Origin of the sequence: Haloterrigena salina JCM 13891 (assembly GCF_000337495.1) — an archaeon.
Taxonomy (GTDB): Archaea; Halobacteriota; Halobacteria; order Halobacteriales; family Natrialbaceae; genus Haloterrigena; species Haloterrigena salina.
Genome location: NZ_AOIS01000037.1, coordinates 170,900 through 185,540, shown reverse-complemented (window position 1 = coordinate 185,540; position 14,641 = coordinate 170,900). Strand labels below are relative to the sequence as shown.

At 65.1% G+C, this 14,641-nt stretch carries 18 protein-coding genes; 10 read left to right on the top strand and 8 right to left on the bottom strand.

Going from position 1 to position 14,641, the window contains the following annotated elements; all coding sequences use genetic code 11:
• Positions 1–141: 141 nt before the first annotated feature.
• Entirely contained in the window at positions 142–1,425 is a 1,284-nt protein-coding gene (locus C477_RS11520) for a Cdc6/Cdc18 family protein (RefSeq protein ID WP_008894663.1), read from the bottom strand.
• Between the two features lie 646 nt (positions 1,426–2,071).
• Between C477_RS11520 and C477_RS24110 the strand changes: the two genes are divergently transcribed.
• On the top strand, positions 2,072–2,248 hold the full coding sequence (locus C477_RS24110; RefSeq protein ID WP_169332647.1) for a DUF7563 family protein: 177 nt from the start codon (positions 2,072–2,074) through the stop codon (positions 2,246–2,248).
• A gap of 206 nt (positions 2,249–2,454) precedes the next feature.
• On the opposite strand, the gene C477_RS11515 is transcribed toward C477_RS24110, so the two are convergent.
• The 3 genes from C477_RS11515 to C477_RS11505 all read right to left on the bottom strand — a co-directional run bounded on the left by C477_RS11515 (position 2,455) and on the right by C477_RS11505 (position 5,751).
• Positions 2,455–2,703: a Sec-independent protein translocase subunit TatA/TatB gene (locus C477_RS11515; RefSeq protein WP_008894661.1), complete on the bottom strand. Its 249-nt coding sequence runs from the start codon at positions 2,701–2,703 to the stop codon at positions 2,455–2,457.
• A gap of 266 nt (positions 2,704–2,969) precedes the next feature.
• The gene (locus tag C477_RS11510) at positions 2,970–4,298 is read right to left on the bottom strand and encodes an FAD-dependent oxidoreductase (protein WP_008894660.1); all 1,329 of its coding nucleotides are present in this window, start codon (positions 4,296–4,298) and stop codon (positions 2,970–2,972) included.
• Between the two features lie 157 nt (positions 4,299–4,455).
• Positions 4,456–5,751, bottom strand: coding sequence for a DUF389 domain-containing protein (locus tag C477_RS11505; RefSeq protein WP_008894659.1), 1,296 nt, complete (start codon positions 5,749–5,751; stop codon positions 4,456–4,458).
• Positions 5,752–6,008: 257 nt separating this feature from the next.
• Here C477_RS11505 and C477_RS11500 point away from each other — a divergent pair, with 257 nt between their 5' ends.
• The 4 genes from C477_RS11500 to C477_RS11485 all read left to right on the top strand — a co-directional run bounded on the left by C477_RS11500 (position 6,009) and on the right by C477_RS11485 (position 8,493).
• The gene (locus C477_RS11500; protein ID WP_008894658.1) at positions 6,009–6,293 is read left to right on the top strand and encodes a DUF357 domain-containing protein; all 285 of its coding nucleotides are present in this window, start codon (positions 6,009–6,011) and stop codon (positions 6,291–6,293) included.
• A 404-nt stretch (positions 6,294–6,697) separates the two neighbouring features.
• Entirely contained in the window at positions 6,698–7,669 is a 972-nt protein-coding gene (locus C477_RS11495; protein ID WP_008894657.1) for a transcription initiation factor IIB, read from the top strand.
• A 110-nt stretch (positions 7,670–7,779) separates the two neighbouring features.
• The gene (locus tag C477_RS11490; protein ID WP_008894656.1) at positions 7,780–7,959 is read left to right on the top strand and encodes a DUF7836 family putative zinc-binding protein; all 180 of its coding nucleotides are present in this window, start codon (positions 7,780–7,782) and stop codon (positions 7,957–7,959) included.
• A 297-nt stretch (positions 7,960–8,256) separates the two neighbouring features.
• Positions 8,257–8,493, top strand: coding sequence for a UPF0058 family protein (locus tag C477_RS11485; RefSeq protein ID WP_049914513.1), 237 nt, complete (start codon positions 8,257–8,259; stop codon positions 8,491–8,493).
• A 221-nt stretch (positions 8,494–8,714) separates the two neighbouring features.
• On the opposite strand, the gene C477_RS11480 is transcribed toward C477_RS11485, so the two are convergent.
• Positions 8,715–9,167, bottom strand: a complete 453-nt coding sequence (locus tag C477_RS11480) for a DUF555 domain-containing protein (RefSeq protein WP_008894654.1) — start codon at positions 9,165–9,167, stop codon at positions 8,715–8,717.
• Between the two features lie 205 nt (positions 9,168–9,372).
• Between C477_RS11480 and C477_RS11475 the strand changes: the two genes are divergently transcribed.
• Positions 9,373–10,302 carry a DNA-3-methyladenine glycosylase family protein gene (locus tag C477_RS11475; protein ID WP_008894653.1) on the top strand — a complete coding sequence of 310 codons (930 nt, stop codon included), beginning with the start codon at positions 9,373–9,375 and terminating at the stop codon, positions 10,300–10,302.
• 48 nt (positions 10,303–10,350) lie between these two features.
• A complete protein-coding gene (locus tag C477_RS11470; RefSeq protein ID WP_008894652.1) occupies positions 10,351–10,668 on the top strand; it encodes a DUF3784 domain-containing protein in 318 nt (105 codons plus the stop codon).
• A gap of 94 nt (positions 10,669–10,762) precedes the next feature.
• On the opposite strand, the gene C477_RS11465 is transcribed toward C477_RS11470, so the two are convergent.
• The gene (locus tag C477_RS11465) at positions 10,763–11,008 is read right to left on the bottom strand and encodes a hypothetical protein (protein WP_008894651.1); all 246 of its coding nucleotides are present in this window, start codon (positions 11,006–11,008) and stop codon (positions 10,763–10,765) included.
• Between the two features lie 301 nt (positions 11,009–11,309).
• Between C477_RS11465 and C477_RS11460 the strand changes: the two genes are divergently transcribed.
• Positions 11,310–11,588, top strand: a complete 279-nt coding sequence (locus tag C477_RS11460; RefSeq protein WP_008894650.1) for an acylphosphatase — start codon at positions 11,310–11,312, stop codon at positions 11,586–11,588.
• Positions 11,589–11,663: 75 nt separating this feature from the next.
• Here the strand turns inward: C477_RS11460 and C477_RS11455 are convergent, their stop codons facing one another.
• The gene (locus C477_RS11455) at positions 11,664–11,945 is read right to left on the bottom strand and encodes a hypothetical protein (protein WP_008894649.1); all 282 of its coding nucleotides are present in this window, start codon (positions 11,943–11,945) and stop codon (positions 11,664–11,666) included.
• A gap of 97 nt (positions 11,946–12,042) precedes the next feature.
• The gene (locus tag C477_RS11450) at positions 12,043–12,540 is read right to left on the bottom strand and encodes a hypothetical protein (RefSeq protein WP_008894648.1); all 498 of its coding nucleotides are present in this window, start codon (positions 12,538–12,540) and stop codon (positions 12,043–12,045) included.
• 104 nt (positions 12,541–12,644) lie between these two features.
• Between C477_RS11450 and C477_RS11445 the strand changes: the two genes are divergently transcribed.
• Entirely contained in the window at positions 12,645–14,078 is a 1,434-nt protein-coding gene (locus tag C477_RS11445; protein ID WP_008894647.1) for a bifunctional ADP-dependent NAD(P)H-hydrate dehydratase/NAD(P)H-hydrate epimerase, read from the top strand.
• Entirely contained in the window at positions 14,071–14,613 is a 543-nt protein-coding gene (gene moaC, locus C477_RS11440; protein WP_008894646.1) for a cyclic pyranopterin monophosphate synthase MoaC, read from the top strand. The genes C477_RS11445 and moaC overlap by 8 nt, the downstream gene beginning before the upstream one ends.
• Positions 14,614–14,641: the final 28 nt, after the last annotated feature.

Here is a 14,641-nt window from a genome sequence, read left to right as displayed (position 1 = left end):
CGCGGGGCCGGCAGACACCCCTCGTTTTCAGTGAAGCGAGTTCGGAGCCGCGATGAAACGGGACCGCCCTCACAGCGGCCGGATCAATCGGACACCCCTCGTTTTCAGTGAAAAGCGCCGACAAGCAGCAGCGGGACGTTGTTATATCGAGGATTCGGAGAGGGCGTCTAGAACGTTGCGCTGGTCGCTCGTAGACTCGAGGCAGGCGCTCATCACGACGTCGGGATCGTGCAGTAGGCGGTGGGTCCGGTAGCTGCCCTGTCCCTTGCCGCCGCCGGTGTGTCGGCTCTCGGTGATCTCCGGCAGCGTCCACTTCTTCATCAGATCGAGGACCCGCTGGTGGGTCAGCGACTCGCCGGCGACGACGTCGGCGATGACGCAGTAGGTGTCGTAGACTTCGCCCGTCGAGAAGGAATCCGAGAGTTTGGACTTCGTCAGGTACGCCAGCGCGTAGAGGGCGTAGCGAGAGTGGGGCGTCCCGTTCTTGATGACCTGAATGGAGCGGTTGAGGTCGCTGTACTCGTCGGCTTTGCGCACGTGGTCTTCGGTGACTCGCTCGCTGCCGTCCTTCTCCGCGAGTTTGCCGGCCGAGCGGAGGATATCCAGCGCCCGGCGGGCGTCGCCGTGATCGCGGGCGGCGAGTGCCGAGGCCAGTTCGATCACGCCCGGTTCGAGGACGCCGTCCTTGAACGCGTCCTTGCGGCGCTCGAGGATCGCCTGCAGTTGGGTCGCGTCGTAGGGCGGGAAGATGATCGGATCGTCCTGGAAACTCGAGGCGACGCGCTCGTCGGGCGCGTCGGTGTAGTCGGTCTTGTTGCTGATCGCGACGACCGCAATGTAACAGCCCGTCTTGCCGGCCTCCTCGGAGCGGGAGAGTTTCGAGAGAATTTCGGCGGTGTCGTCGCCGAGTTTGTCGATCTCGTCTAAGATCACGATCAGCGAGTCCGAGTCGTGGAGGAGGCCGTCCCCGTCCCAGAGCGCGTCGTAGTAGCGACTCGCGCCGACGCCGTCCTTGGGGATGTAGCGGTCGGGATCGATCGCGTCCCGGACCTCGAAGGCCATCTTGCGGGCGGCTCGCGTCTCCGTGTTGTACTGATCGCAGTCGACGTACGCGGCCGTCAGATCGGTCTCCTGCATCTGGGCGATGCCGCGTGCGCGGCCGGTGACGTGTTTGGCGACGAGCGACTTACCGGTCCCCGTCTTCCCGAAGAGAAAGCCGCTCTCGGGCGGATCGCCGAAGGCCGCCGGTTTGAGTAGCGCCTCGACGGTCTCGATCTCGCGGTCGCGGCCGACGATGCGGTCCTTCTGGGGCACGTGCTGGGGCCGGAGGAGTTCCCGACGACGGAAGATAGACGTCGTTCCGTCCGCCATCGGATCGTCCTGGAGTTCCTCGATCGAGGGCGTCGGGATCGGATCAGTTCCCATTAACCAAGACTTTCCCGACGCGAGTGATAAACGCACCGAACCGGATTTTCAGTGAAAGGCTCGAGACGGGCCACGAGAGTGAGTGACTCACTGATCGGGTCGCGGACGACGACGGCACACACACCCCTCGTTTTCAGTGAACGGCCGCGTAAGTGGGGATACGTGATCCGCTCTCGGCTCGAGTCCCTTGATCGCGTTATTATATTATTTATTGTATCGGTAAAGTAGTAGTGTGGTTGTGTGTTCACAGACGCTGAAAATGTGCTTCAGCGAGCGTCGCTTTCGCTCAGCATTTTCTTTATACTACGGCTCAATCTTCGCACCCACGGATTTTCGTTTTCACTGAAAACGAGGGGTGTGCCCGTCGTCGTTCTCCGTCCCGATCGCTCGAGCCGAACCGACGACTGGTGTTGCGCCAAAGTCTTCGCCGGAGTCGCTGTGCGCGAGTGGCAAGAGCGGTACGCCTCGGGTCACTCACAAAGTCCTGACGTCGGCGCGTTCCTCCCGGCAGCAGAACGGCCTCGGTGTATCGTCGCGCTCGAGTACACCCGAACAGACAGTCACTAGCTTCCAGCTACTCCCATCAACAACTTATGAAAACCACCGATATGTTTATCGGCGCTTGCTCGAATGCGTGACGTAACTCATGCCAAGGTGTGGCAACTGCGACGCGTACGTGACGAGCGACTTCGTTCGGGTGTTCGGCGTGAACGACGAGGTCCACGGCTGTCCGAACTGTTCGACGTATCGCGAACTCTCCGGCGGCGACGGCGCGGTTCGCGAAACCGAGACGGAACGCGAGGTCGGCGAACTCCACGTCTGAGCGGCTGCGAACCGTTTTTCACGGCGACGCGCTCGAGTCGTCGCCGTTCGCTCTCGAGTTGTTGGAACAGGCTACCGCTCGAGCGCGCCGGCGAGTGCCGAGGCTGCGTTCGATGGAGCACACCCTCGCAAACGCGAGGGTGTAAATGATATTGGACGCGAGGAAATGGGACGGCCGATCGACGACGGCCGTTCTCGAGCGCGAGATTACGACTGCGTCTCGGTCGCCGTCTCCGTCTCGACGTCGGGGGCGGCGGCAGCGGCGTCGTTTCGGTACTCCTCGAGTTCCTGCTCGACTTTCGCCTGGCCTTTCTTGAACTCGCCGGTCGATTCGCCGATGGATCGCGCGAGTTTCGGGATCTTCTGTGCGCCGAACAGCAGGATCGCGACCCCGACGATGATCAGCAGTTCCGGGGCCCCGGGCGTCGGGACGAACAGCGGTGCGATCGATGTCACGTCTTTACTGCCTATCGGTGTGCATGTAGTCTTTTCCTCTCAACGGATCGATCCCGTTCTGCGACCGCTCGGTCCGATCGTCGTCCTCACGGGTGCTTCGGGCACGCTATCCGCCGAATCCGGCTCACTCTCCAGGTCGTTCCCTATGAGCGCGCTCGAGCGCGACCGGATACTGACGCTTCGGCCGGTGAAAAAACAGAATCGACGTACTCCGATATCTCCGCCTCGTACTCGAGCGTTAGCCGGCGCGCGTTGAACGCCGTGGCTCAGTCGTCGGCCGCGGCCGGTTCGACTTCTTCGATACTCGAGTCGGCGCGCTCGAGGTCCTCCAGATACTCGTCGGCGTCCAGCGCGGCCTTCGAACCCATGCCGGCGGCCGTCACGGCCTGCTGGTAGTGGTAGTCGACGACGTCGCCGGCGCCGAAGATGCCGGGGACGTGGGTCTCGGTCTGGCCGCCGCCGTCGCCGCCCTTCGTCTTCAGGTAGCCGTCGGCGTCCATCTCGACGCCGGTGCCCTCGAGGTAGTCGGTGTTTGGCGTGTGGCCGATCGCGAAGAAGACGGCGCCGACGTCGAAGTCGAATTCCTCGGTCTCGGGATCGTCGAGTCGATCGGTGGGGTGGCCCTGGTCGTTCTCGACGAGAGTGACGTGGTCGACGCCCTCCTCCTGGGAGCCGTGGAGCTCGATGACCTCGGTGTTTTTCATGATCTCGATCTCCCCTTCCTCGACCTTCTCCTCGACGCGGTCGACCCAGTAGTCCTCGGCGCGGAACTCGTCGCGGCGGTGGGCGATGTAGACGGTGTCAGCAAATTTTGTCAGGAAGGTGGCCTCCTCCATGGCGGCGTCGCCGCCGCCGACGACGAGCATGTCCTCGCCGCGGAAGAACGCGCCGTCACAGGTCGCGCAGGTCGAGAGCCCGTAGCCCATGAGTTCGTCCTCGCCGGGGATGCCGAGCGTCCGAGCGCTGGCGCCTGAGGCGGCGATGACGGCGTCGGCGGTGTAGACGTCGCCGTTGGTCAACTCGACGCGGAACGGCCGCTGGTCCGAATCGACGGACTCGATGATGCCGTTCTCCAGTTCAGCGCCGAACTGTGTGGCCTGCTCTTTCATGTTGTTGACCAGTTCGGGCCCGCTGATCCCCTCGGGGAAGCCGGGGTAGTTCGCGACGTCCGTGGTGAGGGTGAGCTGGCCGCCGGGCTCGTCGCCCTCGATGACCAGCGGCTCGTTGTTCGATCGGCCGGCGTAGATCGCGGCGGTGAGGCCGGCGATCCCGGTGCCGGCGATGATCAGTTTGCGGTGCTCGAGGACCTCGCCGTCCTCGGTATCGTCCGCGATGCCGAGCTTCTCGTCCAGTTCGCCGGTCTCGTCGAGCGCGCTGGTGTCGTCCCAGCCGCCGATGAGTTCGTCGTCGATGAACACTTCGGGTGCGGTCTTGCGACCGTCGGCGCGCTCGACCATCTCCTCGAAGAGGTCGTCGTCGCCCGTGACGTTGTACGTCTCGTACTCGACGTCCTTGCTATCGAACAGGTCCTTGGCCTTCTCGCAGTACGGACAGTCCTCCTTGGTATAGATCTCGACTCGAGGCTGTTCGCTCATGTATCAGGGTTGGGATAGAGCGCCTAAACCCCTTGCGTTCTCAGCAATCTCGAGCGGTTGCTGTGACGCGTCGCCGCCGTCGGCCGATCTCCGCTCGCGGTCGCGAGGCGTCTCGCACCTCGCTATTGACTACGAGGCTCGTGGGGTCCGCTTCCCACTACGAGGCCTGTGGGGCCCCGCTCTCGACGAACTCGACGGTCACGGCCACGTCGCGCTCGGTCCGGTCCTCGAGGCCGGCCTCGAGGGTCGGGACGAGTGTCGGATACGGAACGTCGGCGGGTCGCTGGACGACGACGGTGACCGCCGACTCACCGTCGGTTCCGGGGCCGACGAACTCGGCGCGCACCTCGACGAGTTCGAGGTCGTCGTACGCCTCGTCCTCGAGGACGGTCCGCACCTCGTCGTTGACGGCGTTCTGATGGCTTACGTACTGGCCGATGACCAACCCACCGGCGGCGAAGACGAGCATGCCGACGACGGCGGCGATGAGGAGGGTGTCGAGCCACTCGCCGGGGACGTTGGCCCGGAGCGATCCCCGCGTCCAGCCGTCGGGCCGATAGCCCAGATACCAGAAGACCGCGAGGCCGGCGAAGAGGATCGACGTGGCGTTGACGGCGACCAGCGCGCCGGCGCCGACGGCGACGGTCGTCTCGCCCCAGGCCAGCCCGATGCCGACCGCCGCGGCCGCCGGGATGAGCGCGACGGCGATCATCACGCCGACCAGCGAGACGGGGATCGCCGTCGCGAGGCCGAACGCACCGGCGGCGCCGGCACAGACGCCGACTACGAGCGCGAGCAGCCCCGGCGAGATCCGGTTCTGGACCTGCACGATGGCCGTGATGTCGATCGTCGAGGGAACGACCCCGCCGGACCGGACCAGCCACGCGAAGGCGAAGGCGCTGGCGATGGCGACGACGAGCCCCATCGCCAGCGAGGTGAGTCCGCCGGCGATCATGTCGCGGTCGTCGAGCACGAGGCCGACGGTCCCCGTCAGCGCGGCGCTGACCTGCGGCGCGATCACCATCGAGCCGACGACGATCGCCGGCGAGTCCAGCAGCAAGCCCGCCGTCGCGACGATCGCGCTCAGGACCGTCATCACGTAGTAGGTGACGCGACCGGGCATCATGTTCAGCGCCCGCGTGCGGATCTCCTCGCGGGCGATGCTGTCGTCTTCCTCCTGTCCGTTGACGTACCGTTCCTCGAGCTCCTCGATTCGCGGCGTCCGGGCCGTCTCGATCGAGGAGACGACGATGAAGTCGTCATCGACGCCGGCCTCGCGCAGCGACGTGAGCACGCTGTCGACCGCCTGCGTCGGGATCGGGAACGTGACGAGTTCGCCCTCCCCTCGGTCGCTGCTCTCGTTCGTTCGAACGTAATCGAGGCCCTCGTCCTCGAGCACGTCGAGCGCTGCGTCCCGCGTTTCGGCCGGGACGAACACCTGCAGTAGTCGCACTGGCGACGGAGACGAGTCGTCGCGTGATACCTATGCGGTCGTTATACTGTTGTTTCCGATCGTTTCTTCCCGGTTACCATCGGTGTCGGTCGCACTCGCCGTGCCGGCGCTGCCGACGGTGGCGCGGCGTCGAGTCCCGACTCCGCTTTCTCGTAGGCGATAGTGGAAGGCGACCCCCGGCGTCCATCTGTCGCCGATTCGCCGCCGACGGCCGAGCGAGACAACGCACTTACGGTCTCGACCGACGAGTATCGACCATGGCTGCGGATCTCGAGGAGAAGACGGATCGCTACGGCGAGTTGCTCGCGGAGGCCCTCGAGGCGGCGTCGGTCGCGCCGCCGGAGGGGACCCCGATGGCCGAGGCGGCGGCCGAATGTTACGAGATGGCGTCGTCGTACCTCGAGGACGGTCGTCACTTCCGCGAGGAAGACGATCTCGTCAACGCGCTGGCGTCGTTCTCCTACGGCCACGCGTGGCTCGACGCGGGCGCTCGAGTCGGCCTGTTCGACGTGCCGACTGAGGGTCACCTATTTACGGTCTAGCGGTCCGCTCGCGGCCAGCGAGCCGCGTCGGCTTCGAGGGCGAGGAAACGGAGCGCGGACGGCGAGACGCGGTACCAATACAGTTGGACACTACACTTCTGTAGCTCGCTGTTGTAGGGTCGACCGCGATGGTGATGGGACGCGCCGACCGAGTCGGGCCGAGTTCGTCGGCGGGTAACTCACACTGCCGGACCGTCGGCGGAGGGCGTCGTCGCGACACCCCTAAAATCCACACGAGTAACAGCAATATAACCGCAACATATATAATAGAAAATCCGAACAGTTTATAAGACAGGCGAAACCTTTATATGGTTCACGGCCTTACTCTATGTTAGCTGAGGCGACCGGGTTTCTTCTGGTTACCCCACCCGGGAGCCCCGAGTAACGCACCCGATACATACACCATGACAGACACCACAATCAAAACGTACTCAGGCGAGACGGAGAGCGAGGAAACGACCGAACAGTCGGGAGAGCAAGAGCGCTGCCCCGAGTGTGGCGGCCGAGTCGTATCGGACGCCGAACACGCCGAGACGGTCTGTGAAGACTGCGGTCTCGTCGTCGAGGAAGACGAGATCGACCGCGGCCCCGAGTGGCGGGCCTTCGACGCCGCCGAGAAGGACGAGAAGTCCCGCGTCGGCGCGCCGACGACGAACATGATGCACGACCAGGGCCTCTCGACGAACATCGGCTGGCAGGACAAGGACGCCTACGGGCGGGCCCTCTCGAGTCGCCAGCGCCAGAAGATGCAGCGCCTCCGCACCTGGAACGAGCGATTCCGCACCCGCGACTCCAAGGAGCGAAACCTCAAGCAGGCGCTGGGCGAGATCGATCGGATGGCGAGCGCGCTCGGCCTCCCGGAGAACGTCCGCGAGACCGCCAGCGTGATCTACCGCCGCGCACTCGAGGAGGACCTGCTGCCGGGCCGTTCGATCGAGGGCGTCGCGACGGCCTCGCTGTACGCCGCCGCACGACAGGCCGGCACGCCGCGTAGCTTAGACGAGATCTCGGCCGTCAGCCGCGTCGAGAAGATGGAGCTGACCCGCACGTACCGGTACATCATCCGGGAACTCGGCCTCGAAGTCAAGCCGGCCGATCCCGAACACTACGTGCCGCGGTTCGTCAGCGACCTCGACCTCTCGGACGAGACCGAGCGCATGGCCCGCGAGCTGCTCGAGTCGGCCCGTCAGGAGGGCGTCCACAGCGGCAAGTCGCCGGTCGGCCTCGCGGCCGCCGCGGTCTACGCCGCCGCCCTGCTGACCAACGAGAAGGTCACCCAGAACGACGTCAGCGAAGTCGCCAGCATCTCCGAGGTCACGATCCGCAACCGCTACAAGGAACTGCTCGAGGCCTCCGACACGGCAGCCCCGGCGTAAACGCGATGTTTCGGGGTCTGTCATCGGCGGTTTCGATTCGACCTCGGGTGCCGTAAGCGGTTGATTAGGAAGCGACAACACTTTTGAGGCACGGTGTGGAATATCATAGCATGGATGAGACGACCGTGCAACTGTTGTGTCCAGAATGTGCGAAAGATTGGCAGATTTCTCCCGGCGAACTCCCCGCTGCCGCCGACATGTTTCACTGCCCCGGCTGTCACGCCTCGCGGCGGATGTCCGAGTTCACGCGAACCGATCGGGATCTCCAGACGTTGAAACAACTCGGCTAGCGATCGACCCCTCGCAGTGCGGAGCGCGATCCGCCCACTTCTTCGATTCTCTTGTGCCAGTGTCCAGTAGTAGTGACCGTTTACCGAGCCTGACTGGTGCGTTCAAACCCCCCGATGAAAGGGCTCATTATTCGTGTAATACCCCATTGTACGCGCTTCCTTCGAGCGGTTTTGCACCGAGTAGGGACCCCTTTCCGCGATTTCTATCTGGCGACGTCCTGTCGACCGAACTCGGGGTCCGTGCTAACGCGACTCAAGATAATAATATAACCCTGCAGTGGGTATGATTGCATGGTTATGAAGAAGCAGGAGCTCATTCACCTTCACGGCCTTCTCGCGGAGGTATCGAACCAGTGCGCGGAGTGGGATGACTGTACTATCGATCTCGAGGAGTACGAGTCGCGGGGTATCCGACCGACATCGATCCACAAGTCGAAAACTGATCACAAAGCTGCTGTCTTCGCACTCGCCGGGGGAATCACGAAGAACATGCGCGAGGGGGAGCAGGAAGCAGTCGCCGCTACTGCGGACTGAGACAGACGACATCTCCTTCGATAATGCAACCGCTGACTGGCGAGACTCGTCTTCGCGTCGCTACGCTGGCCTCTTGTGAGCCTCGTCGGCGACGAGCGCCATTCTGCTAGGTCTCACGATACTCGCGCTACTAGCCGTCGCGATAGTCGGACTCCTGTTCATCGTTGTGCATAGCGCTCGCGAAAATACACTAGGACCGGGAAGGCAGCCGGGGACGGTAGTTACTCAACCAGATCCTCGAACTCGGGGAGGATCTCCTCGTCGTCGGTCTCCTCGTTATCGGTCTCCGCGGTCGACGACTCCTCCGTCTCGGTGTCCGACTCGTCGTCGACTTCGTCTTCCTCAAGTTCCTCGACCTCGATGACCTCGAGGGGGATGTTCTCGAGGAGTTGGCCGATCTCCTTGCGCGCGATGCGGGAGGCGTGTTCCTCGCGCTCGACGTTGAAGACGGTCATCTCCAGTTCGAGCGCGACCAGCGCCTCGTCGGCCGCGATGAAGGCGGGGGGGAGCTCCTCTCCCGATGGAGCGGTGCGCTCGCCCATGTTGATCTCGACGTAGTTTAAGTCAGGGTTTAACATCTCCCCCGTCTTCGAAATGGCGATGCGAATCGCCTCGTCCGGAGTTTCCACATCGAACACCGGCACGGCGGCTTCGACGACAACCCTGCAGTTCATGTGCGGATATTGTGTCGCATCCAGTATGAAAGTTCGCCTCAGGAGACAGGACACTCTGTTCGAGAGCTAGCTCTGCCCGGCGAGCGCCCCGTCGGCCGGATAGCTAGGTAATATCACGCACTGTACGGCTGGTTCGATCGACCGGCCACCCGTCCGCCCCGCCGGTTCGAAAGGCAAAAGCCCGCGCCCCCGAACGGACGGCTAGATGGAGACAGGGACGATTCCGGTCGACGAACTCGGGGGCGGTCTCGACCTGTACCGCACGCTCGAGAGCGGACAGAGCTACCTCTGGCGGCGCAGCGACGGCGAGATGTACGGCGGGTCGCCGGCGCCGGAGGCGTGGTATCACACCGTCGTCGACGGGGAAGTGATCCGGGTTCGTCGCCGCGGCGGCCCCGAGGGCGATCCGACCGCCGGCGTGGCGGCCGACGCGACGACCGGCCGCCTCGAGTGGGAATCGACGACCGATGCCGAACCGATCGTCCGCGAACTGCTGCGCCTGGACGACGACCTCGAGGCGATCGTCGACGCGGCGCCGGACGACCCCCTCCTCCGGGAGGCCTACGAGGCCCACCGCGGGATGCGACTGGTCGACGATCCGGCCTTCGGCTGCCTGATCTCGTTTATCTGTTCGACGCAGATGCGGGTCGGCCGGATCCACACGATGGTCTCGACGCTGGCTCGAGAATACGGCGACGCAATATCGTTCGACGGCGAGACCTACCACGCGTTCCCGACGCCGGCGCAACTCGCGGCGGCGACCGAGGCCGAACTGCGGGATCTGGGACTGGGCTACCGGGCCCCCTACGTCGTTCGCACGGCCGAGATGGTGGCCGACGGCGAGGCCCACCCTGAGGAAGCACGGGATCTCGCATACGAGCCCGCTCGAGAGTACCTGACCCGATTCGTTGGCGTCGGCGACAAGGTCGCCGACTGCGTGCTCCTGTTCTCGCTGGGATTCGACGAGGCCGTCCCCCTCGACACGTGGCTCAAGTCGGCCGTCGAGGAGTACTACCCCGACTGCGAACGGGGCTCCTACGCCGCGACCTCGCGGGCGATCCGCGAGCGACTGGGCGGGGAGTACGCCGGGTACGCCCAGACCTACATCTTCCACCACCTGCGGACCGGCGAGTGACGCCGTTCGCACGGAACAATTTTGTAATACTGCTGTCAATATGCTCGTATGGTCGACGGATCGATCCTCTCGCTGCTCGCGGCCGCCGGGTTCGTCGGCGCGCTCGGCGTCGCGATCAAGTACTTCGGGATGGTTCGGCTGATCGCGGGCCACGATTCCGACCGCGTTACCGACGAGGAGGGTCTGGCGGACTTCGTCGGGACGAACACGCTGTACGTCGCTGGACTGCTGGCGCTCGTCGCCGTCGTGGAGTACGCGGAACCCCTCGGTGGCTCCGACCTCGTCTGGATCGTCTTCGTCGTCGCGGTGTTCGGTCTCACCGTCCGCATGATCCGCGGCGCTCGCCGGTACGAACGGCCGGCGTGAGTAGCGCCGACGTGTTCAGCAAGAAGCGAGTCCGAGTCCGCACTGCTCGAGTGCGCGGTCTCGAACGTCGGTCTCACCGTCGACAGCGAGCGGTTCACTCGTAGTCCTCGCGACCGGTGACTGCCCAGTAGGCCTGCGAGACGAGCATAATGCCGAAGATAGCTGCGAGTATGGCGGCGACGTAACGAGCGGCCGTCTCGCCGATCAGATAGTAGGCGAATCCGCTCGCAACGAGGACGAACAGGATCGCACCGACGAGCAACTCGAGTAGTTCCCGGAGCGTCGCGCGGCTACTCGAGACGTCGAGATACTCGTCTTCGATGTGTTCGATGATGCCCATGGTCGTGTCCTCTCGTGTTCGGTTCCCGAGTCAAAAGAACTCCTCGAGTGTGACCTGATCCCGCTTTAGCGGTCACGCTCGAGCCGTATAAGAGAATACGAGACAGGAACACCCCCTATCGCGGCAACAGGGGATTCCACGGCCTCCCCAACCGATTCGCTCATTTCTCCCTCGCACGGCTCCGTCGGTCGCACCTCGCTTCGCTCGGACGCCCGACAGCGCGCGCCACGGCGTGGAGTCGGTCGGGCAGCACTCGCGTCGTAGAGTCGACTTTTTGCCGCTCGCGGTCGATCCCTCGCACATGGCAGGACGAACCCGCGCACACGTCTTCGTCTCCGGGACGGTACAGGGCGTCTACTACCGCGCGAACACTCGAGACACGGCCCGCGAGAGGGGCGTCGACGGCTGGGTGAAGAACTTGGACGACGGCCGCGTCGAGGCGATCTTCGAAGGGCCCGAGGACGCCGTCGAGGGGATGATCGAGTGGTGTCACACGGGCAGTCCCGCGGCCGACGTCGAGGACGTCGAGGTCGAGTACGAGGAGCCACGGGGCGAGGACGGCTTCGAAATTCAGTACTGAACCGGTGTTCGGCGCTGCTGTCGGCCGCCTCGAGGACCGAACCGATCCGTTCGGCGGTCGCCGTCACCGATCGTTCTACTCTCGACCGTCGGCGTGGTGGTCTCCCGAGCCCTCGCATTCGGCCCCCGATTCCGTGACCTCGTCGTCGTAGATATCGATATGGTGGATCGCGCTCGGGGAGAGGAGTCGATTACCTTCGAGTTCGATCCACCCGTTGGCGTGGACGACGATCGGCCCCTCGTAGAGCGGCTCGTCGTCGACCGGTTCGTCGTAGATGACGACGTCCCTGTAGGCTTCCGTGAGGGGATTCACGTCGTCGGAGACGATCGAATCTCGGGAGGCGATCGGCGGGAACATCACAGTAGAATGACGCTACTACGTCGGATAAGTGTGACGTAACGGACAGTATCCGTGCTGATCGATTCGAGGACTCCGTCGGGACCGAAGCGAGCGGTCAGACGGACTCGATCAGATACGCCTCGAGCCACGGCGGCTCCTCGGTGTACTTCCACTCGGCCATCTCGGCCTTCTCGCCGGCGTAGTAGGCCCGATAGGCCGCAACGGGATCGTCGGGCCGTTTGTACTCGTCGGGCATCGTCTGGGGCCGGGGCGTCGGCTCCTCGTCGGGGAATTCGATCGCCTCGGGATCGATGCGCTCGATCACCTGCCAGGAGGCGTGGTCGTCGTCCTTGTCGTATCGCTCGACGAACTCGGCGTTGAGCGCCGCGGCGTGTTCTCGGAGGCGAAGCCAGTTCGACCGCGACTCGGTCGCCCACGTCGTGACGGGGTGGTCGACGTGGGTCGCTTGGTAGAGGAAGTCCGCCTCGTAGCCGTTCTCCCGGGCCGCAGTGCAGAGGACCTGCGCGGCCTCGAGCAGCAGCTTGTTGACGTGCTGATCGCAGTGATAGCGCGCGGCGAGCCGCGGGTCCTCGTCGAGCCAGAAGACGTTCACGACGGTACTCGGGGCTCGAGACGATTGACGGTATCGCTTACGGACGTTCGACCGAGTACCACCGGTCCGCAACGTTGAACGGACGGCCCGTCGAACCCCCGGACATGATCACAGGCGAGCGAATGGGCGCCGTCGACGAGAACGCCGCGGCGCTGGGCGTGCCGCGAAAGCAGTTGATGGAGTCGAGCGGGAACGCCGTCGCCCGCGCGGTCCGCGACGCCGCCGAACCGGGGGCTCGAGTCGCGATCGTCGCCGGCCGAGGCAACAACGGCGGAGACGCGTTCGTCGCCGCCCGCTTTCTAGATGGGTACGACGTCACGACCCTCCTGCTCGGCCGCGCCGCGAACATCGGCACGGACATCGCTCGCGAGAACTGGGAGGCCCTCCAGCGGACCGACTACGAGACGCGAGAGATCGCGGACTCGAGCGGGTTCGAACTCCCCGAGTGCGACGTCGTCGTGGACGCGATGCTGGGGACGGGGATCAGCGGCGACCTCCGGGAACCCGCGGCGACCGCGGCCGACGCGATCAATGCCGCCGACGCGACCGTCGTGGCGGTTGACGTCCCCTCCGGCTTCGACGCCGACGGGGGCGATCACGCCGACAACGGCGTCGAGGCGGACCGCGTCGTCACGTTCCACGACGCGAAGCCGGGACTCGAGGACCTCAACGCGGAGCTCGCGGTCGCAGATATCGGTATCCCGACCGCGGCCGAACGGGACGTCGGACCCGGCGACGTCGACCTCGCGCGACCCGACACTCGCGAGGGACGGCCGAATATCATCGGCGGGGGTCCCTACACCGGCGCGCCGGCGCTGGCGGCCCAGGCCGCCCTGCGGGCCAGCGCGGAACTCGCCTTCGTCGCGGCTCCCGACTCCGTCGCCGGCGAGATCCAGGGGTACAGCGAGGATCTGATCGTCCAGTCCTACGAGAGCGATGTCCTCACGCCCGAGGTGGCCGACGACCTCCTCGAGACGGCCGAAGCGTACGATAACGCCGTCGTCATCGGCCCCGGCCTCGGCACCGAAGACGAGACCCTCGAGGCGACCCGCCAGTTCCTCTCAGCCTACACCGGCCGGGCGGTCGTCGACGCCGACGCCCTCGCGGTCGTTCCGGAGATCGAGACCGACGCGACGCTGGTCTGTACGCCAAACCGCGGCGAACTCGCGCGGATGGGCGGCCCGGACACCGACGACCTGGCGTCGGTAGCCGACGAGATCGAAGCGTTCGCGGCCGAGCTCGGCCACGTCGTCCTCGCGAAGGGGGCAAACGACGTGATCACCGACGGCGAGCGCACGCGGATCAGCCGCTCGGGCACCGTCGGCATGAAGGTCGGCGGCACCGGCGACACGCTCGCCGGCGTCGTCGCCGCCCTGCTGGAGCACGCCGAGCCCCTCGACGCCGCCGCGGCGGGGGCCCACGTCAACGGGCTCGCGGGCGAGCGCCTCGCAGAGAGCCAAGAGTACGGATTCCTCGCGTCCGATATGCTCGCGGAACTTCCAGCGGTCCTGTGGGACGGAGGTGAGGGTGATGTCTGAGGATCCGACGCCGGCCGAGGGCTCGAACCCGGACCCGAGAGCGGACTCGAACGACGGCGAGGCCGACGACCTCACTCACACCACCGACGAGGGCGACGTCCAGATGGTCGACGTCGGCGACAAGCCCGACAGCGAGCGCCGCGCGGTCGCGGCCGGGGAGATCCGCCTCCAGTCCTCGACGATCAAGGCGATCCGCGACGACCAGATCGGAAAGGGCGACGTGCTCGCGACCGCCCGCGTCGGTGCGATTCAGGCCGTCAAACACACCTGGGAGACGATCCCGATGTGCCACCAGATCCCGATCACCAACGTCGACACCGAGTTCTCGCTGGGCGAGGATCGGGTTGAACTCGAGGTCGCCGTCGAGACGACCGGGAAGACGGGCTGCGAGATGGAGGCCCTCGAGGGCGTCACGACCGGGCTCAACGTCGTCTGGGACATGGTCAAGGCCGTCGAGAAGGACGACGACGGGCAGTATCCCGAGACGGGGATCGAGAACGTCCAGGTCGTGACCAAGGAGAAGCACCGGAAGTGAAATACCAGTGACTCGAACCGGGGCGTAT